The organism is Treponema vincentii F0403 (assembly GCF_000412995.1).
GTDB classification, from domain to species: domain Bacteria; phylum Spirochaetota; class Spirochaetia; order Treponematales; family Treponemataceae; genus Treponema; species Treponema vincentii.
In genome coordinates this window covers 2,126,013-2,149,190 of sequence record NZ_KE332512.1, presented here as the reverse complement: position 1 = coordinate 2,149,190, position 23,178 = coordinate 2,126,013, and the positions used below count along the sequence as shown (strand labels likewise).

Below are 23,178 nucleotides of genomic sequence, written 5' to 3'. Positions count from 1 at the left end.
ACTATAGTCATTCTTTTACGCGTTTCCGCGATTATTGTCGGCGTCAAATATAAACGGCGGGAAATTCATTTCAAGTCTATCATCATTGGTAAACGAGATAACGACTTTTAAACCGTTGTCGGTGGTAACGGTGCCGTATTGATGATGGAAGTACCGAATCGGTGTTATATCCTCTGCGGCGTCGAGTACGCCGATAACGTCAACGGTGAAAAGCTCATCGCTTGCCTCTACCATGTCGAGGGCGCATGTTTTAACGCCGGTGATTTCAAGGGTTCCGTTCTGCAGGACGCCGCCGACTGTTTTAGGGCGGGTGTATTTAAAGGCGGAGGCTTCATACGTTGCCCCGTGATAGGTTACGTCCTCGTTATTATTGATATAGTGCGCCGTCCCGACGTTCGGATGATGGATAGTAATTAAATACGGCAAGGCATACGCGCCGCCAGAGGAGAGTGATTGAAACAGTTCTGCCTTTGTCATACTTCTATCCATTCCATCGATATTGTTTTATACGCTTGCCCCTCAATCGTCGGCGGGCTATCCATCCGGTATACTGTTTGCACTGCCGATCCTTCGAGGTTCGGAGCGCTAAAAGGTTGGCCGTTACCGCCGAGGGTTTTGGTGTACCATTCGTCAAAAATTTGAGCCTGCGCCCGTGTCACGGAGCAGGATACGGCATACTTGCGCTTTACCACCGTATTTTTCTGCCATGCGACGACGCGCCCTGAATCATATTGCTGCTTTACGGCATTATCGACGTATCCGGTTTGAACGCCGTACAGTTTCGTAATCGGAAAAGGGAACGTAATCATTGAATATTTACCCCTGCGCTTCGCGCTTGCATACCGGCAAAGCCTCTATCATAGGTGCCGTCTGCAAAACCTTTATTGATATGCTTATCGATAATTTCTATAAACACTTCTCCGTTTTGCTCTTGGGCATACGCGCTGACACGGTTTGACTGTGTATTATTGACGGTGATAGGGAAAGAGGGTTTATATTGCCTCTCTCCGTTCAGCATTGCCCAAAGCCGCTTCTGCTGCGGAAAGTTTGTAATCATCTCGCCTGAATTAACATTCGCGTTGACGTTGTCTCCGTAATAGCTGGAGCCACCCACTATACCGCCGTGTGCAAAATTCGGAGGGATTGGCTTACTTGCGACGATAGAAGCAATTTGTACCGCACCGGCTGCTGCAACAATCGGAGCGGTGGCAAGCCCGATAGGGAAGCCGAGCGCAATCGTTTTACTTACCCCCTCGGCAATATTTGCGACGGCGGCAAGCATGGAAGCCGTCCACTGAAACATCTTAACCTTGTATTCTTCTTGCGCCGCTTTCTTTTTTATCTCTTTCATTTTTTCGGTGTACTCGGTTTCCGACACTTCGCCTTTTTCGTACTTTTCGTCGAGAGCGGCAAGCTCTAGCTTTTGTTCGTTCTGAATTGATTCAAGCATGAGCTTTGCGGCATCTTGCGCAACCTGTAGGGCTTGCTGCGTGTACTGATTGACTTGCTCCATAACGGCGCGGGCGCGCTCTATTTTTGCTTGCGCATACTTTTCGTCTATCTCTGCTTTCGCTTTTTCCTTTTCCTCTTCGCTTAAAACCTCGCTTTCGTCGATTGCTCGTTTAAGGTCTAAAAGCTGCTGTTGCCGCTCGCGGAATGCATCTTCTTCGCTTTTGTGCATACCGGCGATTGTCCGTATTTTTTCTTTTTCAAGGGCAATCTCTTTTTCTTTTAAGTTTTCTAAAAGCTGCTCTTTCGTGTATATTGTCTCGTTTCCTTCTTGCGCTTTTGCAATATCCCCGTCGTCTAAGGCTTTTATTTTTTCCTGCAAGGTTTTATATTGCATAAGTTGCTGATCGAAACCTTCAAGCGGCGTTGGCGCTATTTTCATATCTTTGATGGTGTCTATTACCGCATTCGTTGCCTTAATCGCTGCCTGTAATTTTCCTTCCGCATCCGTTTGTGCATCAACGGCTTCTTTCGCCTTTATCACCTGTTCCAATCGCTTTTGTGCAACTGGGTATCCTTCTTTAATTGCCCCTTCTGTGTTCGTAAGTAAGTCGATATAAGATTTCAGATAGACATTGAAAAGGTCTTGAGCCTTGACGTTCTCACCCTTTGCCTTTGCTTCAAGCTCAAGGGCTTTAATATTTTTCTCAAGCTGCGCATTGCTTGCCTTTGCGTAATCGTCGGCGGTCTTTTGTGCTTTTTCTTTATCTTCCGCTGCTTTTGCTGCGGCGTTTTCGGTCGCAATTCTATCTTTTTCGGCTTTTTCTTTTTGCGCCAACAATGCCGTTGATTTTTCTAAAAGTTCTTGTTCTTTTTCGCCCAACTTCCCCGCAAGCTCTATTTTTAACTGTAGCTGCTCGATTATTTTTTCAAGCTCTTCAACAGAAGAATCTTCGAGCTTTTTTGTAGGCGTTGCTTTTTTATACCATTTTTCAACCGCTTTATATGCCGCCGCTCCGCTGTCAAGCGCATCATTCGGATCGGGTTTGTACATATCCCGCTTCCGCTGTTTTTCTGCTTCCTTTACAGGGTCATAGTCCATCCGCTCAAGCATATTATGCAAAAAAGCATCGTTATCAGTATTGATAAAGTCAAGCCGTTTTTTAAGCCACTGCATCGCGGCGGTGCCTTTTTCATAAAAGCCTTTCCAGAATCGATCCCATAAATCAACGGCTGGAGCGACAAGAGCGCCTATCATCTCTTTAAAATCGCCTTTTGCATTTTCTGCCTGTTCTTTTACATTGGCAAGTTCAGAGGCTAAGCCGTTATAGTGTTTGGAGATGAGCTTTACCGCATCTCCGTTTTTAAGTTGTTCGTCTGTAAGATTTTTTATACCTTCAATCTGTCTTCCAAGGGCACCGGCCTGCCCTGAAAAAGTGGCATTTAAGGTCTGTACCGCGCTTTGTATATCGGTGCCGGTTCCTGCTGCGTAGTCGGCAGCTGCCTTCATAATGTCTTTGATTTGCGATTCGGTACGCCCTGCGGCTGCGAGCTGTGCCATAAGATTAAGGCTTACTTCGTCTCCGATTTCGCTCACCGATTGCAATTCACTTGCGAATGCTTTTAAACCTGCGACTGCTTGCCCGTCTAAATACGGGTTGTTCCGTGCGGCAATCGCTAAGGCGTTTTCGGCATCTTCTTGCACATGGAATGCGTCGGTACATTCCCGCATTACCTCGCCGATTTTCTTTGTTGCGGCGATTGCCCCGACGGCCGCGGCAACATACACACTACCAGCGGATGCGGCGTTACTAATTTTCGATGCAAGACCTGAGGCGGTGCCGGCGGCTTCCTGCATAGCGGTATCAAGTTTCTTAAAGTCGCCCGCCGTTTTTTTCGTCGTCTTTTCGGCTTCTTTTTCAATCTTATTTATTTCTTGATTGATTTTTTTGACGCCTTTTTCAACACCTTCAGTCCCCAATTCAGTTTTAATTTCTACGCTACCGTCTGCCATTATCTTTTTCCTTTTTTCTTTTTCTGCAATCCGTTTAATTTCGCTTCAAACTCGGCAAGGGCGGCATCTTCTTCATCATCCTTTACTTCGATTTCCCATGCGTCATGGAGCTGTTGCATTGCGCGGGTGTACTCGTCCTTTTTACCGCTCGTGTTTTCCCAGAGCCTAAAACCGATAACATCATTTAACTTGGTGTCCCGTAAGCCTGCTAACAGTGCGCTAAACTGGTGCCAATGGAGAGGTTCGGTACTTAAATTAATATGATACTGCTGCATAAAGGCGGCATAGATTAAATCGGCGTCAATGGTATAATCGAGTACCGGAGCGCCAGAATCCTCGCGCTTACTCTTCCGGGGTAAAATGTGCGGCGGGTTCATAAAAGCGACAAGTGCCTTTATGCCGGCTATTTTATCGGGGGGCAACTCTTGAATAAACATAAAATCGCAGTCGATCGGCTTTGTGCCTTTCTCGCTTAGCACCTGTCCCAATCGGATAAAATAGCGGAAATCGGTATGAATGCGGTAAAAAGCCCCCGAAACTTCTATCGCTTCGGGGAGCTTTGCTTTGGTTAAATCGATCACTAAACGCCCTTATGTTGCAGGGGTGAATGTATCGCCAGTCCACTCTCCCTTAATAAATTCAGCCTTGCCGCTCGCAAAGGAAAGAGCGCCGATAACGATTTTATTGAACGAAAGGTCAAAGTTCAGCGATTCGTCTACCGTATCCATCTGGCTGATTTTTACCAAGGCGTCAACCTTCCATGCCTTGTACACATCGTCGCCGCCGTTCTTTCCCTTTTCTTGGTAAAAAGCGACCATCACATCGCGGTGTGCATTTTCACCCGTCGGCAACTTAAAGAGCATACCGAAAAACTCTTCATAGTCATCGGAGTTTTTCAACATTGTGATACTCTGCGCAAGGCTCGGCTGATAGCCGGTGATCTCCTCTTCCGGTATTTCACTTGAAATATAATCGTAGGTCTTTACCTGCGGATTCATCGAAAGCGTAAACGTCTTTGATTTTTCAATACGCCGCCAATCGGGTGCGCTGTCGGTTCCTACGTTGACAAACGGAACTACTTTCGTTTTATGTACGAGTTTCTTTTTTCCCATAGTATGTATCTCCTTTTCTTTATGGATTATTCTTCCAGATAGCTACAGGCAATCGCTGCGCTGTAGGTGGTAAAGTCTTTATCATCCTTGCCGATAAATTGCGGCAAGGTGAGCGCTTCACAGGTAATGTCTACATCTTCCCCTTCTATCTCCACTCCGTCTAAAGCACTGGTAATGTTATACGCATACTCGCGGGCTTTCTCGGAGTCCTTACAGCGGATATAGTAGGTAAGGTTCCATTTTACGAGGCGGGAGCCATCGATATAGCGTTGCTGTGCTGCGGGGGCTGGATCGTGCCGGAGCGCTGCCCCGTCTTTGTCGGCGTAAGGAATAAGGTCGTTATAGACGATAAAAGGGAAAAGTCCTTTTTTTTCAACCCACTGATTAACTCGTTCAGCTATTTTTAAGCATTTCATTAACAAACCTCACCCATTTTGAATGCCATCGCGCCTTTGCCGCCTCGAACCATTTCGCGCACGCGTTCGGGTTGCGCTGCTTGCTATGGTCGAATTTCTCCCCGTAATACTGCGCCCGCGCGTATGGGGTTTGCCAGATTAATAGCCCGCTTCCAATCTTTGTATTGGTGATAGATGACTTTTGCAGGTGGCTATCTTTCAACGGGCAAAAATAATTACTGTCTTGCAATACCATACTGTCAAGATAAGGCTGTACGCTTTCTATCTTTTGTTTTACGATATCTTCTAGCCGCTTACTGTCCAGATGTTGGGCAACTTTACACACAAGAAATTCAACAATCATACAAGCGACAGCTCCCAATGATGCACCAGCGAACCGCTGCCAGCGGTGTAGCAGGGAGTTACCGCACGGACGGTGTATTGTTGCCCCTGCCAAAATACCGCGCTGTCGGTTTTGGGTATAAACCCGCGTGGGGCGCTGTTTACCCCGTCGATAAAAAGAAGTAATTTGTCGTCCTTTTCTTCACCGACAGTTCCGCGCCGTACGCTGTATGCAGGTACTATCCGCACGTGTTCAAGTAAGATGTTTTCTCCATACTTCGCGCCGCCGTCGCGGTTTAACCCGCTTACCTCTTTTACGGTGCAGGAATGGATTAAAAGGTGTCTGCCTATCATCGCCTTATCTCCTATCGCACTCCGCCGGTGATATGGCAAAAGAGTTTCAGGCATTCGTACTTTTTCGCTTCAAGGCTCTTTTTTGTGCCGCTCCACGAATAGCCGCCAATGCTTTCGCTCGTCGTTACGGTGTCGTTGCCCCCTTCCTGATAATCTATTTCAATCATCATACAGGTAGCCTTTACGATGCCGTCCGTCTCGCGCTCTGCGATAAGCCCATCGTCATACAACCCTTTGACAAAGAGAACGTTTTTAAGGCGGTATGTATTAAAATCCGCCTCGGTTGGAATAACCGCTCGTCCTAATGTGTGAGAGTAAAAATCGTAGGTTACTTTGTCAAAGGGAGTCATTGATTGCTTATTCCTTTTTCCCGCCCTTTTTGACGGGATCGTCTTTCGGTTCCGGCGGTGTCGGTGTTCCGGTTCCGTCGTCTTTTGGCTCCGGCGGTTCGGGCGGTGTCGGTGTTCCGCCCTGCTTCGTTACCTTCTGCTTCGCGCCCTCTTCCGGGATATATCCTACTGTACGCATTCTTATTGCCTCCTTTTAAATCTTTTAATAGGGCGAATGAGCGGACGGACTACCGCCCGCCTCTTTTTCATTACGCTGCCGTATGCAGGTAGATACCGTTCTTCTTGTTTTCGTACACGTCGGCAATACCGTACGAGCGGTAATTAAACGCCCAACCGTCGGCAAGTTGATTTTCTTCCGGTCTGAAAATGCTTACAACGACATGCTTTGAAAACTGGATAAGAGCGCTTTTATGAATAATCATAAAGTTGACATCCTTCGCGCTGGTATTTTTCTTATACCCGCCTTTTTCCTCTCCGCTGCCCTTGCCGTTCAGCTGGTCAATAGCAGTGTAGAACCGCGCTTGCGGAACTTTGATAATGCGGCTTTCAAACGTCGCCAAAAGCTCTCTTGACTTGGTGGTGTCAAGCGAATGAATAGCGTTGAAATGTGCGGGGGTAAGGAAAAGGTAGCGCCCTTCCTCCGGCACTTCCGCATCATCGAGCGTACCGATCGCCGCGGTGATCGCTTGCATGACAGCTACGCCATCCGCAAGGGCGGCGGCTTTCTTTGTTCCGGCTTTCAATGCGTATTTTGCAAACCGATACGCATCGAGTTCAGGGGTAACCTTGGTACGGATAAACTCGGCGGCAAGGCGGCCGAATGCAACCCCTGCCGTTTCCTCGTTATCCATTGCGTCAACGGTAAAACGCCGCCCGCGGTCAAAGTCGCATTTGACCGTTTCGTTTTTAAGGTCAACACCGCCGGAAACATACCCGTCATTACGGCTATAGTCGCCGAGTCCGTCCATATCCAGCTTCGGAATGACAAACTCTCCGGCGTTTGCCCCCTGTGTTACCAGTGCGGGGCTTGTCTCTAAAACAGCTGTTTTAGACGAATATTTGTATACATCGTCAAGCTGATCGATGTATTTTTTAAAGGTGATAATGTTATTTGCCATGTTCTTTTATTCTCCTTGTATTAGTCTTTTTCAGGCGGTAAACCCATAACCGCCCGTGCTGCCGCCCGCTCATCGGCTGCGTGCGAGCCGCCTTTCATGCTGCCCTGCACCGGTGGTGCGGGAGCGGTATCGTCGGCAAGGATATTTTTTTGATCCTTGGTAAGGGCGGCAAATAAATCATCAAGCGATTTACCCTTTGCCTCTTCACTGCCGAGCTGTTCGGTGAGCTTTGCGGCAAGAGCATCACGGGTAATATCGTTGACAAACTTTTTGTCGCTTAAAAAATCCTTTACTTGCGCGGTTCTCTCAAGGCTTGCGATCTTTGCCGCCGCTTCCTTTTTTGCCGTTTCCGCTTCCGCTTTGTATTTTTCGACATCGGCCTTTATTTGCTCATGGTCTGCAAAGCCTTCAAGCGTTTTATTCGCTTTTTCAAGCTGCGCCTTAGTTTCCTTGGCCTCTTCTTGAGCGGCGAGCGTCTTTTGTTTTTCGCGCTCTATGTCCTTGCCGTTCTCTGCCATAATCTGATCGATAACGGCGGTTTCAAGGTTAAGCCCTTCTAAAAATTCTCGCTTCATACATCTCCTCTTTTGCATTCTTCACGTTACGCATTGTTTTACGGCGTTGCCCGCCGATTGTGAGTGCTGATCTTTTTTATTACGCGCCTGTCAGCATTTGCGCATTACACCTTTATAGTCATACTTCCGGTGTGTTTTTATGGTAAAAACGGAAAAAATCTTTTTAATTTTATGACTATAAAAACAATTGCCATAGAAAGAGCGGTTAAAAGTGTTATAGCGGTAAGTGAGAGCCGGTGTATTTTATCTTTTTGTTTATCTATCACTGTTTGCATCTCTGCTATCTGTTTTGCTGCCTCTTTTTCGTATGCGCTGTAAGATTGTCGCAAGCGCTTCAATGTCTCCCGTTCCGTCTGTAATTGACCGTTCAAGTTTCTCGCTGTCTGCTCTGCTTGCTGCAATCTCGCCGCTAAGCTGCTCGCTTTGCTCTCTTGCACCTTCAACCGCTCCGTTAAGGCGTTCGCTTGAGATTGCAGATTCTGTTTGCTTATCTGCAAGGTCTCCGAGATTTTCTCTAACTGCGTAAGCTCCGTTCCCGTTATCACGTATTCCAGCGCTTGTGCAGCAGCCGGAAAGAGAAAGAAGCAAAAGACTGACAATAAAAACAATCCATCTTTTTTCATTCATGTACCGCGCCCTATTCTTTCATAAGCTCAAAGTGCGGGTTATCCCAGCCCTTGCCCCAGACCTGTCCGTATCCGCCGGCACACCAGTCAAGCCCGCATTCTTCGCCGATAACCCCGATTTCTTTCCACACCTGCTCCGGTGCATTCCACCAGACGCGCCCGTCTTTTACCGGCGCAATATCAATGGCATTCCCGCCGAAATGCCGAGACTGCGTAGTCTTTGTTACAATGCGTTTATTCTCGGCTTCCGTTAAAAGGTACAACCCTGCTTTTTTACGCAAGGCGTTTACCTCTTCAAGCGGCTTGCGCCCTTGCGCGTAATAGGCCGCCTGCGTATCGACCGTACGATCTGTTTCAAGAACGATTACCTCTATGCCGCGCTTTTTCAGTTCTGCTAAAAAAGCCCGTGTCCGCTTCGCCAGTTCCGGCTTGAGCCGGTCAATATCCCGTATAACTCCCATTATTAGAACCTCCCTAATGGTTTTTAAGTATTTAATTTTTCTAACACTTCAAGCAGTTGTTCTGCCTGCTTCATTTTCTTTTCTTTCTTCTCTTTGCAAAACTCGACACGGATAGTATCTCCCAGCTTTTCAAAAAGCGGCTGATACGACTCATACATCATCGCCTTACTTTTTACCTCGCGGAGATAGATAGCCGCCGCCCGCCGTGTAAACTCCTTCGCAATAGCGTATGTCTTGCTTTTCTCTATCGGTTCGGGCGGATTAACCGCACATTGTTCGGCGTGGAGTAGTTCGCGCTGTAAGTGGCTGTAAAGCTCATCGCTTAACTGTTCGATATAGCCGCTCACCGTTTCCGTCGTTAAATCTTCAAACCCATTTTTGTATAGTCTCTTATTAAGGATTGCCTCTGCTCGATACATACAGCAGGAAAGGCGGCTGATGCCGGTTAATAAATACGATATGTCCGGCAATATATCTTCTGCCCGTTCCTTGCGAAGCAACTCTATACGCTCGCAGGCGTCTTTCATCAAATACATCAACCCTATCGTGTCAATTTTTTGCTTTTTACCACCGACTGGTATCTCTACCGTCTGCCCAAAAAGAGAGAGTTTCCCGCCCTTCTTCATCATCAGGATAAAGGCCAATACGATAACACCGACTATAATCAATTCGCTATGCGGCAACGCTTCTACTGTCATAGGTGTTATTCCGCCTTTGGATAGCGCTGTTTTATTTCTGCTATCTTTGCAAGCCATTCGGATTTATCTATGTCTCCGCGCATTGCCTGCATACCAAGCGGATCGGCTTCCTGCCGGTAGGCGGCTTCTCGCTGTCGGTCAATGTAAGCGTTATATTCTTCCTTGCCGAGCAATCCTTCTTGGTACAACTCTTTTTCAGTCTTTCTGACGATGTAAGCACCTTCGATTTTTTCATCAGGCTTTAGCTGAATAAGACCGGCTGCAACCTTTTCGGCTTCACTCATATCTTCAAAGCCTGTACCGGCTTCATTGAGCTTTTTACCTTCCGGCACCGGGACAAGCCCTTCTTCAACCAACTGTGTGAGCGGCTTTTTAGTTCCTGCCTGTAAGTCCGTGTACATACGGATGTCATCGCCAATATTGGCTTGTATATTATTCCCATAAAAATACATAACCCCGTCTTTTTCTGCCTTAGGCTTTTTGCCAATAACGTGGTTTATAATAATATTATCTTTAATTTCTAAACGCTCTGCAAAGTCCATGTCTTCTACTCTCCTATTATTCATCCTTTACCAATGCCCAAACTATAAAAGTTAAGTTGCGTGAACGATTTTCTTCGGCAATGGGATACCCTTCTATTTTAGAAAGATCCAATCCCACTTCATTGAGGTAGTTGGATCCGCTTGAATACCCCCCATCTACATATCCGTATCGTATGGGATAAAAGGCTCCGCTCGCAGAATTTGATACACTGTTTCCTTGTGTATCAAATCTTCCTGTTATATTTCTTATAGCATCTTGCTGCTCATCCACTTGAAAGGCAAAAATTCCATTCTTGACCTGTTCTTTTTTAAGCCTCACCGAGCTAAAAGTCTTCGCATTGTCTCCCTTTGCTCTAAAGAAGTTGCCTCGGTAATTGACTTCGTACCAACTATAACCTTCAAAATGAAGGCTTGTATCTTCCAGCGGGCTTTTCATTCCCGGCCATTGGATATAGCCATTTTTTAGAATATTGATAATCATATTCCTTGTATCCGGTATTCCAAAAACTAATTCTGCATTTGCTTTTGTACCGGCGTTTCTTACCGTCGGCGCTGCTCCGCCATGCAAAACCTCAACCGCAACGCTTTTTATTAGCGCTGCCACTTGCCCTAGATTTACTGTTCCCATTTTTCATTTCTCCTAGAATGTATAAAGCAATTCTCCGTTTGCGTTCAATGTCAAATTCGGAGCCGTATCTCCGCTATAAGAAAGCATTAAATCCCCCGTGTTTCCGTCAATGTAAAATCCGAATAAACCGGCAGCTTCAACGGTTGCCCCCGTTCCTGTCTTTCCATTTTGCACTTTGAACTCATGCCGCGAGTGATCGGTAAGTTCTACCGTGAAGATATTCTCTCCGCCGGATTCATCGCTTGTTTTAGTCTGTTCGATGCGTTTAATAAATAAGCCGAAAGGAAACACATCCGGCATAATAAGCCCGTATCTCATAGTCTTACCCCGTAACACAGACATTCAAATGATCATCTGCTTCAAAACATGTTATGCGTACTCCAGTAATTTGATTGATAATCGTAATGCCGTCATCTTTGTCAAATTCTCCCAAACCTTCAGCCGGATAGTCCCAAAAGCCACCGGTACCATCAGAGCCAACCCGCTCCGGACAATTATTTGTTACCTCAATCTTAAATCTTCCTGTACCCGGTGTCTCGTCGTTACCTTTCCAGAAGTGTCCTACAACGGTAAGACCGGATATTCTATCTGGCAGCATTAAAAATAAGCCTTCCCCGCCCTTGATATCTTCGTCTACCGAATATCTACTAGATCCTATATTTCCTCGCGGAAATCCCTTGCGGTATTTCATTCGCCACCCCCTGTATCATCGTTTTCAAGTGTTTTACTAGACGGCGCGGCATCTTGCTCCATCGGCTTACTCAAGAGCAGTTTTTGAAAAAGCGATACCTTTTCGTCTTTTACAAAATGCGCAATAAGTGCGGCGTATAATTCATCTGTGATTATTCTCATACCCTTATAGTCAGGCTGAAATGAAAAAAACCTGCAAAAAATGCAGGTTTTTGAAAGAAAGTTGTATTTTTTTGTTATAAATATTTAAAGTTGTTTTTGAGCTTTGCTATTTTGTCCGTCGACGGTGGTATACATAGCCGTGCTTTTTCATTGCCTCTTCCCATTCTCTTTCGTAGCGCTCTCTATCTTCCTGCGTTTCTTCTATCATATTTCCCATTGTTGAGATATGTCCGGTTGTTTTCCCCGTCCGTGTGTCGTATGTTTCAATATCACCATCTTTTGAATATCTTATGCCTATATGATTTTCTTTACTCATTCACTGCCTCCTAATAAAATTAGTTTTGTACGGTTTAGTATAACCATGTAATCAGCACGGAACGGGCTTGGGACTGCACGTATTACGTCGTATCCCATAAGCGAGGCAAGAACGCCCTTATCACGATCCCGCCAGCCGTTACTGATGATTTTATCGTTTATTTCTCTTGTTGAATAGCCTTGAGCCTTTAGCTCTTGCGTGTATCGGTAAATAAATTCATTTACGACATTCGCTTCATCAATGATTCGTGCGCTTGGATCTATTGTCAATGTTTCGGTCATAGTGTAATGCTCGCCGCGCTGGATTGCACCAAGATTTTGATAATGTGTCATCTCATCAATCACACGGCGTAAGTCTTTACCTTTCGTATAATCCGCTGCTGCATACATTCCTTTCCCGTGGGCTCTGCCGCCTGTTCTACAATCGACATAAAAATCGCCGCTTCGCAACATGTTGATATACTCATCGAGTTTGTCTTTGCTCGGTGCGGTGTATGTCCGTTGCGCTATAAAGGTGTCATCTTTTACTGCCTTTAAAAATTCGGTTTTATTAAGTACGGTTGGCTTGCCGTCAAATCCTTGCGCTTTTAATACCTCGTTTATATCTTTGAGGTCTCGTTTAACAAATAGTTTTCCTGCTAAATCCTTTCCTTCTACTAGTTGTGCTCTTTGCAACGTTGTCATCGTTTGCGTGTGTTGCGCTTTTGTAACAAGGGTATCTAAACTGCTGCTTGCAACATAGAAGGTATCCGCTTTGGCGTTCATATCAGCTATCTTTTGTACAACCGTTTGATTGACCGGCTGCGATTGTGTAAATGCGTGCACTACTTGCGGTTTCAACGCTTTCGGCTGTTTATCTCCGTTCGGCATTCCGATATACTCTCTCGCACGGTCGCGTCTGATACCGGTTTGCTCGGTAAAGTCTCGCGCCTTTGCCTGCCATTCGCCGATTTTACAGCGGGCGGCGGTGTTATCAACTCCCATTGCATCCTGTGTTGCGGCTTCTTTTTTGTAGTGTCGTATCGTCCGTTCAATATGCCGTAACTGCTGTTCCCCTTCATAGCGGCTGTAGCTTTTGCCGTTGTAGTCTACCATCTCCTTGCTCATTTCGTCTAAATCGTCTTGACTGTAGTGTTTTTCCATCCCTTCAAAATACGGATAAAAAGAATGTCGGCAGTTGACCCCGCAAATACCGTCCGCCTCTCCATAGCCGCATATACTAAACGGTGGGTATTTTTCGCTTTTGCCGCTTACGCTGTATACCTTGCCTTGCCACTCTTCATGCTCCGGTCTCGCTCCTATATGCGCGGTAACCTCTACTAAATCGCAGTCGAGCGCCTCGCAGTTATTCATCGTTTGCTGTGAAGCGGTTTGATTAACACCGGTTAGGATATTCATACGAACGGCGCTTTCAAGGCTGCGTCTTACGGGCTTGGCATTGTTCGTATAGGTTATCATCGTTGTAACGCCGCTCTTTGCGATCTCGTTTGCTGCCATCTTCATTGCCGTATCGTAATCGAATGCGCCGCTTGTTACCTGCATATACGCATTGTTTGCCTGTTTGAGAAAGGTTTTATTTGTTACCTCGGCGCTGGTAAGGGTAAGACGTGATAAATCTTCATGCGTTTTTTTCATTGTCGCAAGCATCATTTGCGCGTTGTTATCGCTTATGGTGCGGCCGGTCGCTTCGGCAAAAATGCGATTGTCTGCGCGAGCGTTTTTTATCAGGGCGTCGTTAAAGATTTCCTGTATCTCTTGAACAATACGCTTATCGTATTTATGCAATATTCGCGCGATATCCTGCCTTAATCCGCCCGCCTCTGCCAATACTTGCGCTTGCCATTTGGTTGCCTCGGTGATTTTACCTACCCGCGCAAGACGCCGCGCCATATCGCGGAGTATGTCGATTTCAAGCTGTGAGTAAATTTCTATTAAGTCGTCCGAAAGACCGGCAAGGTAACGGGGCGAGAGCATTCTAGGTCTTCCTTTACGCTAAATCAAACGGGCTTGACTGCACCGGTTCAATCGGTACATTCGCTTTAGCGGTCAATTCATCTTCTCCAAAAAAGTCCCGCCGATACTCCCATTTATCGCAGATGCCGGCGTTTATTTCGTTGATTTTAGTTATCTTTGCTCGCTCAATATCTTTGCGTGTCGCATCATCGTTCCATGTAACGGTAATATGGCTATCATTGCTGCCTAAGCCGTATGCGGCTGCCATATACGCAAAGACATCGGCGCATTGCTGGTACTTTACCTCTATTTCGTCTTCTATGCGGTCAATGATTGCGTAGAGTTCCTGCCTGCCGCCTGAATACTGCGTTGCTGTCTGCTGAACGCTTTCCATATCGGAAATCGTCCCCTTGCCGATATTGCAGGTAAGCTCAATGCGGCGGAGTATCTGCTGAAACATTTCATTCTGTGAAGCAGTGCGGAGGTCGGGGGCATGTTCGGTAATCTTCTTGCCGTCGGGGCTTCCGTCCCCGTCTATCATCGTAACAAGCCGGTTAAGGCTGCCTGTCATTTTCACCCCAACCGTACCGCCGTCCCGTATCACCCGCTTTTCAAACATATCGCGGTCGGCAAATACCCTAAGCTCTCCGCCTTCCTGCTCCCAATTCATCCGCTCGTACTGTTCGTCTGCATCCCGTATCAGATTTTCAGAACCGGCAATAATTGCAACTGGTACGTTTGAGCCGTCAATCTTATTGGTGCTATGATTGCGGAACTCAATAATCATCGGCTGCTTGACGTGCTGCCATGTATAGGAAGGCGTTATGTCGGCGGTTTGCTGGCAATCGGTTAAATTGACCTTATGCATACTTCCGAGGTCGTTACGGTATAAGGTGCATTCAACCGAATGCGCACCATCTTTGTAGGCGTGTTGCTCTACCAATAAATACAGCTTTTTGCCGTCTACAATCTGCTTGAATATCAGCGCGCCGGTAAGGGTGCCGTCAAAATCATAGCTTGTCGGTAAGTAGTTTCCGAGTGGCAGTGCTTCATATTGGAGCTTGCCCGCACTGTAAATGGGGCGTATCAGAGCGCCGCCTAAAAGCGTAATATATTCGATGATTTTATCGATGTTTGCGTCTAAATGCTCCAATACGGATTTGATAGCATCGCTTCGCACTTCGATGGCAATCTCACGCAATACCATCATGGCAAGCCGTCCCGCTATCTGGTCAAGTACGCCGCACGGCGGGGCTTTCTCGTTCCATGGAGCCTGCCCCGCGGCCATGTCAGCCCATAGCCTTATACGCTCATACATCACGCTTGAAATATGCGTATCGATACCGGTTACTTCTTTGATGGTGTAACTTTTAAAGAGGTTCAGTATGTTCATAAAAAATCCTTTTATCGCTTCAAACATTGTGCGTCTCTACTCCCTATAGTCATCTTACGCCCCCGCCCGCCGGTACACTGCTTCCATTGCATACCGCACCGCGTCCATACAGTGGTCGGGCTGCCCGTCTGGGTATCCTGTCATTACGTCCCCGCTTCGCTTGTCTAGTTCGTACTCATAAAGGGTAAACTCATCGGCGGCGTGCGGACATCGTACCGGATCGATGATGATAGCGTCTAAGCCCTGCAGCCACTTAAAACCGGCGTCCCTGCTGCCCGCTCCCTTTATTGCCCCGCGCATATCCGCTCCAAACGCCCGAAAGTCTGCGATGCTTTTCGGCTCCGCACTATCAGCGGTAATGCGTTCTACTGCTATTCTGTCTTTTTCGCCTTCTTGCCGAGTGTCGTACCGGTACCGGTCATACTGTGTATTCATGTGGTCTTTTAAGGCATCGAACGCTTCTATGTTTCCGTGCTTGTAAAGTCTGAACTCGTCAAAAACATAGAGTGTCGCTTTTTTGTATGCGACTGCTACATACTGGAACGGATCGGGGTAATACCCCCAGTCAACACCTCGATAGACATAATCAAATGCCTTTATCTGATCGTCCGTAATCGGTTGTAGTTTGACATTTTCAAAGACGTTTAAGCCGGTACCGGTTGCTTCTCCAAGGTAGATATTCCGGTATGCCCGCTCGTTCGTCTCTTTCGTATGCGCTATATCGTGTAGGATTGCTTCTCCCAGCCACGCCGCCGGTATGTCGAGATAGGTGGTGTGTATTACCATGCGATTGCTATCGGGTGTGCGCGCTTCGATATTACACCAGTGTCGTGTAGCACTCGGCGGGTTATAGCTTTCAAAGATATAAAATGTATCCCCGCCGCGTAATGCTGATATACGGATATTCTGCAATTCATTTGCTGAAAATTCCGTCTTTTCTTCTACCCACAAAATAGCAAAATACCCCGATGCTGTTTTCAGTGATCTGATTTTCTCCGAATCATCGCAGCCTGCAAATAATATCCGCTGCTGTATGCCGCCTCCGCGGTTGTAAATAATCGGCAAGGCAGCCGTTTGACTACGCGATATCTGGAAACGGCGCTCAAGACCTAAAAGCCTAATTGCCCAGACAATCTGTTCAAACACGGAACGGCGCAAGGTATTAGCCGTCTTTCGGATAACAAGGGCGTTATAGTCTGGAAACATAACAATCAATAGGACAATGCAGATTGAAATAAACGATGATTTACAGCTTGCCCGCCCGCCGGTAAACGTGTATCGCTCTTTTTTATGCGCCATAATTGCCTTAAATGCGCTATTGTATGCTTTTGCAAAAAGGGTGCTACTCGGCACTGTCATCTATCTCTATCCTCAACGTGTTATCTTCTGGAGCAATACTTTCAGGTGGAGGGGCGTCTCCATACCCTCGCGCTCGTCCTTTGGTTGCAAGAATAAAGCGGATCATTGCTCCATCTCCGCCTCGCGCTTGCTCAAACGCCTTACCCTCTACGAGGTCAAGCCCTGTTTCAAGCTCATCTCTATACGCCTCCCGTGTTTCTTCGTGCCGGTCTATATTCGCTTTTGCTGTATGCCAATCACAGCCGAGCTTTGCAGCGATGGTTGTAACAATGCCGCCCGAACCTTTGACAGCAGTAAGTATCTCGCCTTTTTTGTAGTGCTTTTTCTTTCTGCCGCCCATGCCTACCCCTTCGGAATTTCGGATTTATGAAATACTTTTTGAGCGGATAAAACATTGTATGCCATACCCTTATAGTCATGCTCAAGGCGATTTTTTAGGATGTTTTTAGATTTATTTGTTCATTTATCCCCTTAATCATTTCCCCAATCCAACGCATGACAGGGACTGCCATACTGTTACCGATTGTAAGGTTCCACCCCATGCAACGCTTACCGCTTCAATACCGGAGCAGACAGATAGATAGGTCATTCCTGAGACAATGTCCCCTCATTCACCAGCAACACACGCGGTTTAAATCCCTGTTTGATTGCCATTAAAACTTGTTTCGGGATAAAGCTTTCCGGTATTTCTGCTTCATACGTTAAATGAGCAGCTTCAACGCCAAATGCAGCCTCTCCCGGATCACACTCTTGCCAGTTAAAAACCAACTTCATTTTGTTTACTCCTCCACCAATTCCCCGCAGGGGCTGCCGTCGTCGGCAAAAACATACCTATCTAAAAAGGTTGTAAAAGTATAATAGCTTCCGCCCACACCTATTGAGGCTACGCTGTCGGAGATTTTACCTATACTGGTAATTAACTTTAAATTGTCAGTTGTTTTGTCTTTTACCCATCCGCCGTGTGCTTTAATTGCTTCCATCGCTTTATCAACGCTTTCAAACGGCTTGTACTTCGGTTCGGCGGGCGGTTCGATAAGGTAGGCTAAAAGAAATGTTGTATTAACATCTTCTTCAAACCGTTCTTTTTCACAGCCGTCGCGGACTGCTCTAAGCACATACACATGTCGTTGCACACTATCGCTTTCCACCTTCTTGCGTAGGTCATGTATCGTATCAGCAAAAACACACCTACTCCCAATCGGTAACTCATCCGCATTAAGCGCGGTGTATACTCTCGATTTGTCAAATACCATGATTTATGCCTCCTCATTTTTATAGTGCTTTTCAATACGGTTAAATACATCTTGCGCAGTTAAAAACCCAAGCACATCATCGTCTGTGTCAAGTCTTTCCTTTTCAGTCATAAGACCTCGTATTTCAAGTAAATCCTTCCGGCTTCCATAGCTAAGGTCATGCTCAATGACAGAGCAGGCCGCACTATTAAAGCATGGATATACGATATGAAAACCGCCGCGCAGTTCGCTAAAATCAAAAGGTATCTTTGCTTTTTCAAGCATATCTTTTAGCTTAAAAATTTCATTGTATTTTTGTTTGCTTACCATTTTTCCTTCCTCCCTCTTTAAAGCGCTTTGTCAGGACATCCGTGATAATTTCTCGTACTGCAAGAATAATTTTTGTCTTGATAGCTACAATCTTCACCGGCAATACTGCGACCGTAATGGGTATAGCGGTGCGGAGCAAAACAGGGACGCCTTACACATTCCTTGTCAGACACATCACAAATAACTCTTTTCCCTTCTATTTTTATTTTAATCTCCATGATTTATTTCTCCTCGCTTTTGTAAAAATCTTCGTTACAATCCGTAACCGTTGATTGTGCAGCGGCGATGGGGTACGGTGATTCTGCACTATGCTCAAGCTGCTGAATATCAGGTAATTCCTCGTTTTCAAAAGCTGAAAACGGTAATGCTTTTGCTGCCTCTTCTAACATAGCACGAGCATCGTCCCAATCTCTTGCCCACACCTCTACAGCGTTAGTAACTATCAGTTTTTCGATATACGCCGTGTACCGCTTATAGCCTTTTGCTTTCATTTCTTCGATGGTCATTTTATTTTCTCCTTCACAGCATTACTATCAATCGATTTTTGTGCCATCACTGCAACTTGTATCATTTCAGCAGCACAATTGAGCGCATTTTCTTTGATGTATTCAAGATTTTCATTTGCGGAACTATAATTATCTTTTCGCATGCACATAAAAAATCTATCAAACATTCTTTCAGTTTCTGCAAAAGCTTCTTTTGCTTCGGTTATTTCTTCCGCTAAAATCCCATACACTTCATGCAACGAATGGAACAATAGGTGCTGCTTGTTTACCTGTTCATACTCACCGGCAGCCGCACGCCTCACATCAAATAATAGCTCTTTCATCATTTTTCCTTTACCTCATCCTCTCTAATTCGCTTCCGCTTCCCGCAGCTTCGGGCGGTAGCTTTCCCAGAAGAAATTGAACGATTTTCCCTTTTGTTTCAGCCGGTCGAGCACTGAACTGTCAAGCACTGTTTTTACCCATTCGTAATTACAGTTTCCGGCAAGCCACAGCGGGCGGTTGCGCTCATGCCGTTCACGGCAAATAAGCGATAAACAGCGCATCTTTGCATCTTCATTCTTGCCTTTCTCGATTTCGTCGATAACAAGAAACGGAATGGTACAATAATGAGTAATAAGCTCGTATTCTGTTTTCTTTGCTGCGAAACTATTAAACGTTGACCGAATTTCCATGTCTAAAAATTCCCATGTTGTATATACTCCCTTGTTGAGTATTACCGCTACACTTGCAAGGTGGGTTTTGCCCGTGCCGCTTTTCCCATAGAGCAATACGAACGTATCGCGCGGATTTTTGGCAAGCTCATAAAGATCGTGAAGATATTGCGCTGCTGTTTCATTTTGAGGAATGTAGTTTATAAAACTTGCATTTAAATATTTGTCGCGGATCCCCATTGCTGTGAGCTTTTGCGATCGGAGCGCTTCACTTTTTTCCCGCTTTTCTTGCTCTTCTCGCTCTTGCATACACATAGGGCATTCAGGCGGCTTGGTCTCCCCGTCTAGGTGCATTACCTTCACATCCCCGTGCTTTTCGCAGTGAAAGACTCCCTCTTTGCCGTGAAAGAGCGGAGTATAGTTTTTTGCTTGCTTTATTTCACATGTACGCATAATTTCTCCTTGAGCTTAAAACGGCATCTCTTCTTGAGAGCCGGTTACGTTGTAGTCAAACCGCTTATTTTTTCCTTCCGGCGGGGAGCGGGCGTATTGCTGCTGCATTTGTAAAAATACCCGCGGATATTTTTCTCGCAATTTTGCGCCCGATATGATATTTGGACACCAGAAATTATCCGCCGTTTTTGCCCAGCGGATTACTCTCTCAACGTCTTCATAGCTGCGTTTATCAATGCGGCTCAGCTTTTCTATGTCTTTCGCCCATTGCTCAATATGCTTTTGACTGGTAGTGAAATGAGGGTCTGACTGCCGGTGGAGGTCATAGAGAAGGTGCGCTAAACGCTCCGCTTGTTCCGGAATTGTGTGTGTGTTTTTAACAGGCGAAGGGTTTACATCCCCGTCCGGTTCTTCCGGCGGGGATACTATTTCATCAACATTAACATTATCATTAACATCTACATCTACATCAAGGTTTTCGATATTTGCGTTGGGTTTTTGATATTCAAAAGGGGTTTTTGATATTTGTATAGGGTTTTCGATATTTACAGAGGGTTTTTGATATTCTTTATCAAAAACTTCTTTTTTGATATACGATATGCTTGACTGCGCTATATCGTATTTTGCTGCAATCTCTTTTTGTGTCATCCCTGCTTGTAAATCTTCACAGACTGCCTGTTGTATTTCTTGCGGTATTTCAGGGCGCCCGCCTCTTTTCCCGTCTTCGGTATTTTTTATGCGGCGGGCTTTGGCATTGTCTATCGCTTCTTGTATTGGAAGCCATGCGCACGCCTCAAGCCCTGTAAAATCAGGTTCCGTACCGTAAAGCCCGTATTCAATAATCGCTTCATAAAACCTATAGCGCAATTCTTTGTCTAATAGTTTTAATTGTTTTGCAAAGGTTTCATAAAAGATAAAACTTTTCGCCATATTGAAGCTCCGTTATTTTGCAATTTTAAAATCATCTAAATCAAAAAGCGTTGGCACTGTCTTTTCAATATCAGCTTCTTTCAAATACGCAACGCCATCATTAAATGAAATCTCGTTTAACTCATGCCCAATACCATAGCGGCCTTTTTTTACGGCAATATACGGCACGGTAAAAAGCCCCGCAAACGGATCGTAGACAACCTCGCCTGAATTTGAATACCGCTCAATAAGGCGTTCAACGACATCGATTTGCAGCGGGCAAATGTGCATATTAAGCGCTTTTCGAGACTGCTCGCTATTGAGTGTATACATACGATTGACATCATCCCATACATACTCGCTTGGAGAAGCGTTGCTAATAGCAGAAAATGAAGCCGGTAGCTTCCGTGCTTCGTCTAGTTCTTCTGCGAGCCGGACATGTTCGGCATAATTGTAAACATGCTCTTTTGAATAGTGCCGGTAGAGCTTTTGCATATCGGATACCGGACATTCTTTTAACTCTTCGAGTGTTACTAATCTGTCCCCGCTTGATCGCCAATATGCGTGCGCATCAATTTGCCAGCGGCCGCGGCTGTATGCTTCTTTCGTCTTTTGTACCGGCGTATCTGCGTATGCTTTCGTCGTATCGGTTGGGAGCTTTCGGAAAAGCAGAATGTATTCAGGGCATCCTACACCCATTTTTGAACCGTCTTTGCATTGTTCAGTCCATCCGAGCCGATAGGTTTGATTGTTTTCCCGTACGACATCGGTGGTGATAATAATGCGCCCCATATAGCGAAACCCATGCTTTAAAAAATGGAATACTGTCATGTCGCTAAAAGGATCTACTGTCGGCATTCCGTCTCCGGTCGCATTACCGAACAAGATACGGTCTTTGACATGGATACAGGCAAGCCGCCCGGGTTTTAATACCCGCAAGAGGTGCGGGGTGAGAAAATCCATCTGTTGAAAGAATTTCTCGTTATTTTCGTTGTGTCCGAAATCATTATAGGTCGGCGTATATTCGTAGTGATTGCTGAAGGGGATTGAGGTAACGATAAGGTCAACCGTGTTATCTGCCATTGTAGGAAGCTCGATACAATTATCGTTTAAAACCGCTTTAAAGTGCTTTCCTTCAATTACCTTTCTTTCAACACCGATCGTACGGGCGAGCTTTTCTGCAAGCGTTATTGAAGATAATCCGTATTTACGGACAATCTCTGTCATCTGGAATACAAGATGTTTATGCTGCTCCCATTTTTCCTCTAAAGCCTTTAATACCGCTTGTTCACTTTCGGTGTAGATAATATGTACTTCAACGGGGTATGACTGTTGAAACCGATAGATGCGGTGTACCGCTTGAATAAAATCATTGAACTTATAATCAATACCGACAAAAATACATTTATGGCAATGATATTGCATATTGCCGCCTTGCGCCGATATATCAGGCTTGGTCGCAAGATATTGTAATTTGCCACTTTTAAAAGCCCTCGTAATTTCGACGTTCTTTTCAAGGTCTTGACTGCCATAAACAAAGCCTGCATCAGGGAAGGCTTTTTGAAGAGCGCACCTCTCTGCTTCTAAATTATGCCAGAGGATAAAATGATCGTCAGGGGCGGCCTGCACTATCTGAAGTGTTTGCGCTACTCGATCGCTGATACTGTCTCTCTTTTCTTTCGATGCTTCTTTTAAACCGAGCGCGGCATCTCGAAACATTTTTACTTGCCCGTCATCTTCACATCCGGCCGTTGCATTATCAACCGACACCTTATGATAGATAACGTTTAACGCCGGTAAATCATACCCGCTATCGGAATAAGAAGGATTAACATCGGAGGGTTTTGTAATAAAAAGCGCCCACGTAGAAACCCATATCCAAAATTCTTTTTCTTTATGCGGGTAAAGCGTCAAGTTATTAGATTTCGTGCTGTCCCGTTTAAAAAAACGGGTAAGTGCTTGACCGTTATCCATCACGCCTAAAAAACCCGCATAATGGATAAGCTCTTTATATTTATTCGGAGAGGGCGTCGCTGTTGCAACAAACTTATAGCGTATATTTTTAAACTTCGGTAAAAACTCTTGATACGTTTTAGAGCCGTAAGAGCGCAGTACAGACGCTTCGTCTAAACTACACGCTGTGAACGAATCAAGATTGATATTCCCATCCCGCACCCGCTCGTAGTTTGTAATAAGAATTGCTTCACTTGCCGCCGCTATATCTTCTTGCGTTTTAATATACCGTATAGGAAGATTATCAAGAAGCATTTGCGCATCGTGATAAAATTCGTCAACGATATTCAAAGGTGTTACAATCAACGCCTTGCCACCTTCTTTTGCTAAAATTAAACGGAGTATCTCAAGTTGTATAACCGTTTTACCTAATCCGAAACTTGCAAATATTGCACGGCAGCCTCCGGCGATTGCCCACTTTACGGCATCTTTTTGATGAGGCTTTAAAATAGGATGTATGTCATTTTCAGCTACAGAAAAACCGCTTGATGATGCGATTGCGATTTTCTCTTTCAAAAATTCTTCGTATGTCATGCTTCAATATCC

At 45.6% G+C, this 23,178-nt stretch carries 33 protein-coding genes; all 33 read right to left on the bottom strand.

The genetic code is table 11. The annotated features are described in order from the left end of the window. Window positions 1-15: 15 nt before the first annotated feature. Window positions 16-477, bottom strand: coding sequence for a hypothetical protein (locus HMPREF1222_RS09840; RefSeq protein ID WP_016519278.1), 462 nt, complete (start codon window positions 475-477; stop codon window positions 16-18). Continuing rightward, window positions 474-809 (bottom strand): hypothetical protein, encoded by a 336-nt coding sequence (locus HMPREF1222_RS09835; protein WP_016519277.1) that lies wholly within the window; start codon window positions 807-809, stop codon window positions 474-476. Before HMPREF1222_RS09835 ends, HMPREF1222_RS09840 begins: the two co-directional genes overlap by 4 nt. Further along, on the bottom strand, window positions 806-3,463 hold the full coding sequence (locus HMPREF1222_RS09830) for a hypothetical protein (RefSeq protein ID WP_016519276.1): 2,658 nt from the start codon (window positions 3,461-3,463) through the stop codon (window positions 806-808). Before HMPREF1222_RS09830 ends, HMPREF1222_RS09835 begins: the two co-directional genes overlap by 4 nt. After that, window positions 3,463-4,044, bottom strand: a complete 582-nt coding sequence (locus HMPREF1222_RS09825) for a Gp15 family bacteriophage protein (protein ID WP_016519275.1) — start codon at window positions 4,042-4,044, stop codon at window positions 3,463-3,465. Before HMPREF1222_RS09825 ends, HMPREF1222_RS09830 begins: the two co-directional genes overlap by 1 nt. A 9-nt stretch (window positions 4,045-4,053) precedes the next feature. Then, entirely contained in the window at window positions 4,054-4,575 is a 522-nt protein-coding gene (locus HMPREF1222_RS09820; protein WP_016519274.1) for a hypothetical protein, read from the bottom strand. A 26-nt stretch (window positions 4,576-4,601) separates the two neighbouring features. Further along, on the bottom strand, window positions 4,602-4,991 hold the full coding sequence (locus tag HMPREF1222_RS09815) for a phage tail terminator protein (RefSeq protein WP_016519273.1): 390 nt from the start codon (window positions 4,989-4,991) through the stop codon (window positions 4,602-4,604). After that, window positions 4,969-5,334 carry a minor capsid protein gene (locus tag HMPREF1222_RS09810; protein ID WP_016519272.1) on the bottom strand — a complete coding sequence of 122 codons (366 nt, stop codon included), beginning with the start codon at window positions 5,332-5,334 and terminating at the stop codon, window positions 4,969-4,971. Before HMPREF1222_RS09810 ends, HMPREF1222_RS09815 begins: the two co-directional genes overlap by 23 nt. Continuing rightward, entirely contained in the window at window positions 5,331-5,666 is a 336-nt protein-coding gene (locus HMPREF1222_RS09805) for a putative minor capsid protein (RefSeq protein ID WP_016519271.1), read from the bottom strand. The genes HMPREF1222_RS09810 and HMPREF1222_RS09805 overlap by 4 nt, the downstream gene beginning before the upstream one ends. Before the next feature lie 11 nt (window positions 5,667-5,677). Continuing rightward, the gene (locus tag HMPREF1222_RS09800) at window positions 5,678-6,016 is read right to left on the bottom strand and encodes a hypothetical protein (protein ID WP_016519270.1); all 339 of its coding nucleotides are present in this window, start codon (window positions 6,014-6,016) and stop codon (window positions 5,678-5,680) included. Window positions 6,017-6,023: 7 nt separating this feature from the next. Beyond that, window positions 6,024-6,194 carry a hypothetical protein gene (locus tag HMPREF1222_RS12825; protein WP_016519269.1) on the bottom strand — a complete coding sequence of 57 codons (171 nt, stop codon included), beginning with the start codon at window positions 6,192-6,194 and terminating at the stop codon, window positions 6,024-6,026. Between the two features lie 70 nt (window positions 6,195-6,264). After that, on the bottom strand, window positions 6,265-7,134 hold the full coding sequence (locus HMPREF1222_RS09795; RefSeq protein WP_016519268.1) for a hypothetical protein: 870 nt from the start codon (window positions 7,132-7,134) through the stop codon (window positions 6,265-6,267). Window positions 7,135-7,154: 20 nt separating this feature from the next. Further along, window positions 7,155-7,709 carry a phage scaffolding protein gene (locus tag HMPREF1222_RS09790; protein ID WP_016519267.1) on the bottom strand — a complete coding sequence of 185 codons (555 nt, stop codon included), beginning with the start codon at window positions 7,707-7,709 and terminating at the stop codon, window positions 7,155-7,157. 255 nt (window positions 7,710-7,964) lie between these two features. Further along, on the bottom strand, window positions 7,965-8,336 hold the full coding sequence (locus tag HMPREF1222_RS09785) for a hypothetical protein (RefSeq protein ID WP_016519266.1): 372 nt from the start codon (window positions 8,334-8,336) through the stop codon (window positions 7,965-7,967). A 10-nt stretch (window positions 8,337-8,346) separates the two neighbouring features. Beyond that, window positions 8,347-8,796 carry a M15 family metallopeptidase gene (locus HMPREF1222_RS09780; protein ID WP_016519265.1) on the bottom strand — a complete coding sequence of 150 codons (450 nt, stop codon included), beginning with the start codon at window positions 8,794-8,796 and terminating at the stop codon, window positions 8,347-8,349. Window positions 8,797-8,819: 23 nt separating this feature from the next. Further along, window positions 8,820-9,494, bottom strand: a complete 675-nt coding sequence (locus HMPREF1222_RS09775) for a hypothetical protein (protein WP_016519264.1) — start codon at window positions 9,492-9,494, stop codon at window positions 8,820-8,822. Between the two features lie 5 nt (window positions 9,495-9,499). Next, window positions 9,500-10,036 carry a hypothetical protein gene (locus tag HMPREF1222_RS09770; protein ID WP_016519263.1) on the bottom strand — a complete coding sequence of 179 codons (537 nt, stop codon included), beginning with the start codon at window positions 10,034-10,036 and terminating at the stop codon, window positions 9,500-9,502. 16 nt (window positions 10,037-10,052) lie between these two features. Next, on the bottom strand, window positions 10,053-10,664 hold the full coding sequence (locus tag HMPREF1222_RS09765; RefSeq protein ID WP_016519262.1) for a hypothetical protein: 612 nt from the start codon (window positions 10,662-10,664) through the stop codon (window positions 10,053-10,055). A gap of 12 nt (window positions 10,665-10,676) precedes the next feature. Beyond that, window positions 10,677-10,982 carry a hypothetical protein gene (locus HMPREF1222_RS09760; RefSeq protein WP_016519261.1) on the bottom strand — a complete coding sequence of 102 codons (306 nt, stop codon included), beginning with the start codon at window positions 10,980-10,982 and terminating at the stop codon, window positions 10,677-10,679. A gap of 4 nt (window positions 10,983-10,986) precedes the next feature. Beyond that, window positions 10,987-11,355 carry a hypothetical protein gene (locus HMPREF1222_RS09755; RefSeq protein ID WP_016519260.1) on the bottom strand — a complete coding sequence of 123 codons (369 nt, stop codon included), beginning with the start codon at window positions 11,353-11,355 and terminating at the stop codon, window positions 10,987-10,989. Then, window positions 11,352-11,516: a hypothetical protein gene (locus tag HMPREF1222_RS12820; RefSeq protein WP_016519259.1), complete on the bottom strand. Its 165-nt coding sequence runs from the start codon at window positions 11,514-11,516 to the stop codon at window positions 11,352-11,354. Before HMPREF1222_RS12820 ends, HMPREF1222_RS09755 begins: the two co-directional genes overlap by 4 nt. Window positions 11,517-11,622: 106 nt before the next feature. Further along, window positions 11,623-11,832, bottom strand: a complete 210-nt coding sequence (locus tag HMPREF1222_RS09750) for a hypothetical protein (RefSeq protein ID WP_016519258.1) — start codon at window positions 11,830-11,832, stop codon at window positions 11,623-11,625. Further along, window positions 11,829-13,805, bottom strand: coding sequence for a phage minor capsid protein (locus tag HMPREF1222_RS09745; RefSeq protein ID WP_016519257.1), 1,977 nt, complete (start codon window positions 13,803-13,805; stop codon window positions 11,829-11,831). Before HMPREF1222_RS09745 ends, HMPREF1222_RS09750 begins: the two co-directional genes overlap by 4 nt. A gap of 13 nt (window positions 13,806-13,818) precedes the next feature. Then, on the bottom strand, window positions 13,819-15,177 hold the full coding sequence (locus tag HMPREF1222_RS09740) for a hypothetical protein (RefSeq protein WP_016519256.1): 1,359 nt from the start codon (window positions 15,175-15,177) through the stop codon (window positions 13,819-13,821). 54 nt (window positions 15,178-15,231) lie between these two features. Further along, window positions 15,232-16,536, bottom strand: a complete 1,305-nt coding sequence (locus HMPREF1222_RS09735; protein WP_016519255.1) for a PBSX family phage terminase large subunit — start codon at window positions 16,534-16,536, stop codon at window positions 15,232-15,234. Further along, on the bottom strand, window positions 16,520-16,876 hold the full coding sequence (locus HMPREF1222_RS09730) for a hypothetical protein (RefSeq protein ID WP_016519254.1): 357 nt from the start codon (window positions 16,874-16,876) through the stop codon (window positions 16,520-16,522). The genes HMPREF1222_RS09735 and HMPREF1222_RS09730 overlap by 17 nt, the downstream gene beginning before the upstream one ends. 245 nt (window positions 16,877-17,121) lie before the next feature. Further along, a complete protein-coding gene (locus tag HMPREF1222_RS09725; protein ID WP_016519253.1) occupies window positions 17,122-17,310 on the bottom strand; it encodes a hypothetical protein in 189 nt (62 codons plus the stop codon). A gap of 5 nt (window positions 17,311-17,315) precedes the next feature. Beyond that, a complete protein-coding gene (locus tag HMPREF1222_RS09720) occupies window positions 17,316-17,789 on the bottom strand; it encodes a hypothetical protein (protein WP_016519252.1) in 474 nt (157 codons plus the stop codon). A 3-nt stretch (window positions 17,790-17,792) separates the two neighbouring features. Beyond that, window positions 17,793-18,098, bottom strand: a complete 306-nt coding sequence (locus HMPREF1222_RS09715) for a hypothetical protein (protein WP_016519251.1) — start codon at window positions 18,096-18,098, stop codon at window positions 17,793-17,795. 221 nt (window positions 18,099-18,319) lie between these two features. Beyond that, window positions 18,320-18,604, bottom strand: coding sequence for a hypothetical protein (locus tag HMPREF1222_RS09710; RefSeq protein ID WP_016519249.1), 285 nt, complete (start codon window positions 18,602-18,604; stop codon window positions 18,320-18,322). After that, a complete protein-coding gene (locus HMPREF1222_RS09705; RefSeq protein ID WP_016519248.1) occupies window positions 18,601-18,930 on the bottom strand; it encodes a hypothetical protein in 330 nt (109 codons plus the stop codon). The genes HMPREF1222_RS09710 and HMPREF1222_RS09705 overlap by 4 nt, the downstream gene beginning before the upstream one ends. Window positions 18,931-18,951: 21 nt before the next feature. After that, entirely contained in the window at window positions 18,952-19,710 is a 759-nt protein-coding gene (locus tag HMPREF1222_RS09700; RefSeq protein ID WP_016519247.1) for an ATP-binding protein, read from the bottom strand. Window positions 19,711-19,725: 15 nt separating this feature from the next. Then, entirely contained in the window at window positions 19,726-20,640 is a 915-nt protein-coding gene (locus HMPREF1222_RS09695; protein WP_016519246.1) for a DUF6291 domain-containing protein, read from the bottom strand. A 12-nt stretch (window positions 20,641-20,652) separates the two neighbouring features. Next, window positions 20,653-23,166 carry a DNA methyltransferase gene (locus HMPREF1222_RS09690; RefSeq protein ID WP_016519245.1) on the bottom strand — a complete coding sequence of 838 codons (2,514 nt, stop codon included), beginning with the start codon at window positions 23,164-23,166 and terminating at the stop codon, window positions 20,653-20,655. Window positions 23,167-23,178 lie beyond the last annotated feature (12 nt).

Coding starts and splice junctions, on each gene's coding strand:
- HMPREF1222_RS09840 (WP_016519278.1), bottom strand. CDS start 477: ATGACAAAGGCAGAACTGTTTCAATCACTCTCCTCTGGCGGCGCGTAT.
- HMPREF1222_RS09835 (WP_016519277.1), bottom strand. CDS start 809: ATGATTACGTTCCCTTTTCCGATTACGAAACTGTACGGCGTTCAAACC.
- HMPREF1222_RS09830 (WP_016519276.1), bottom strand. CDS start 3,463: ATGGCAGACGGTAGCGTAGAAATTAAAACTGAATTGGGGACTGAAGGT.
- HMPREF1222_RS09820 (WP_016519274.1), bottom strand. CDS start 4,575: ATGGGAAAAAAGAAACTCGTACATAAAACGAAAGTAGTTCCGTTTGTC.
- HMPREF1222_RS09815 (WP_016519273.1), bottom strand. CDS start 4,991: ATGAAATGCTTAAAAATAGCTGAACGAGTTAATCAGTGGGTTGAAAAA.
- HMPREF1222_RS09810 (WP_016519272.1), bottom strand. CDS start 5,334: ATGATTGTTGAATTTCTTGTGTGTAAAGTTGCCCAACATCTGGACAGT.
- HMPREF1222_RS09805 (WP_016519271.1), bottom strand. CDS start 5,666: ATGATAGGCAGACACCTTTTAATCCATTCCTGCACCGTAAAAGAGGTA.
- HMPREF1222_RS09800 (WP_016519270.1), bottom strand. CDS start 6,016: ATGACTCCCTTTGACAAAGTAACCTACGATTTTTACTCTCACACATTA.
- HMPREF1222_RS12825 (WP_016519269.1), bottom strand. CDS start 6,194: ATGCGTACAGTAGGATATATCCCGGAAGAGGGCGCGAAGCAGAAGGTA.
- HMPREF1222_RS09795 (WP_016519268.1), bottom strand. CDS start 7,134: ATGGCAAATAACATTATCACCTTTAAAAAATACATCGATCAGCTTGAC.
- HMPREF1222_RS09790 (WP_016519267.1), bottom strand. CDS start 7,709: ATGAAGCGAGAATTTTTAGAAGGGCTTAACCTTGAAACCGCCGTTATC.
- HMPREF1222_RS09785 (WP_016519266.1), bottom strand. CDS start 8,336: ATGAATGAAAAAAGATGGATTGTTTTTATTGTCAGTCTTTTGCTTCTT.
- HMPREF1222_RS09780 (WP_016519265.1), bottom strand. CDS start 8,796: ATGGGAGTTATACGGGATATTGACCGGCTCAAGCCGGAACTGGCGAAG.
- HMPREF1222_RS09775 (WP_016519264.1), bottom strand. CDS start 9,494: ATGACAGTAGAAGCGTTGCCGCATAGCGAATTGATTATAGTCGGTGTT.
- HMPREF1222_RS09770 (WP_016519263.1), bottom strand. CDS start 10,036: ATGGACTTTGCAGAGCGTTTAGAAATTAAAGATAATATTATTATAAAC.
- HMPREF1222_RS09765 (WP_016519262.1), bottom strand. CDS start 10,664: ATGGGAACAGTAAATCTAGGGCAAGTGGCAGCGCTAATAAAAAGCGTT.
- HMPREF1222_RS09760 (WP_016519261.1), bottom strand. CDS start 10,982: ATGAGATACGGGCTTATTATGCCGGATGTGTTTCCTTTCGGCTTATTT.
- HMPREF1222_RS09755 (WP_016519260.1), bottom strand. CDS start 11,355: ATGAAATACCGCAAGGGATTTCCGCGAGGAAATATAGGATCTAGTAGA.
- HMPREF1222_RS12820 (WP_016519259.1), bottom strand. CDS start 11,516: ATGAGAATAATCACAGATGAATTATACGCCGCACTTATTGCGCATTTT.
- HMPREF1222_RS09750 (WP_016519258.1), bottom strand. CDS start 11,832: ATGAGTAAAGAAAATCATATAGGCATAAGATATTCAAAAGATGGTGAT.
- HMPREF1222_RS09745 (WP_016519257.1), bottom strand. CDS start 13,805: ATGCTCTCGCCCCGTTACCTTGCCGGTCTTTCGGACGACTTAATAGAA.
- HMPREF1222_RS09740 (WP_016519256.1), bottom strand. CDS start 15,177: ATGAACATACTGAACCTCTTTAAAAGTTACACCATCAAAGAAGTAACC.
- HMPREF1222_RS09735 (WP_016519255.1), bottom strand. CDS start 16,536: ATGACAGTGCCGAGTAGCACCCTTTTTGCAAAAGCATACAATAGCGCA.
- HMPREF1222_RS09730 (WP_016519254.1), bottom strand. CDS start 16,876: ATGGGCGGCAGAAAGAAAAAGCACTACAAAAAAGGCGAGATACTTACT.
- HMPREF1222_RS09725 (WP_016519253.1), bottom strand. CDS start 17,310: ATGAAGTTGGTTTTTAACTGGCAAGAGTGTGATCCGGGAGAGGCTGCA.
- HMPREF1222_RS09720 (WP_016519252.1), bottom strand. CDS start 17,789: ATGGTATTTGACAAATCGAGAGTATACACCGCGCTTAATGCGGATGAG.
- HMPREF1222_RS09715 (WP_016519251.1), bottom strand. CDS start 18,098: ATGGTAAGCAAACAAAAATACAATGAAATTTTTAAGCTAAAAGATATG.
- HMPREF1222_RS09710 (WP_016519249.1), bottom strand. CDS start 18,604: ATGACCATCGAAGAAATGAAAGCAAAAGGCTATAAGCGGTACACGGCG.
- HMPREF1222_RS09705 (WP_016519248.1), bottom strand. CDS start 18,930: ATGATGAAAGAGCTATTATTTGATGTGAGGCGTGCGGCTGCCGGTGAG.
- HMPREF1222_RS09700 (WP_016519247.1), bottom strand. CDS start 19,710: ATGCGTACATGTGAAATAAAGCAAGCAAAAAACTATACTCCGCTCTTT.
- HMPREF1222_RS09695 (WP_016519246.1), bottom strand. CDS start 20,640: ATGGCGAAAAGTTTTATCTTTTATGAAACCTTTGCAAAACAATTAAAA.
- HMPREF1222_RS09690 (WP_016519245.1), bottom strand. CDS start 23,166: ATGACATACGAAGAATTTTTGAAAGAGAAAATCGCAATCGCATCATCA.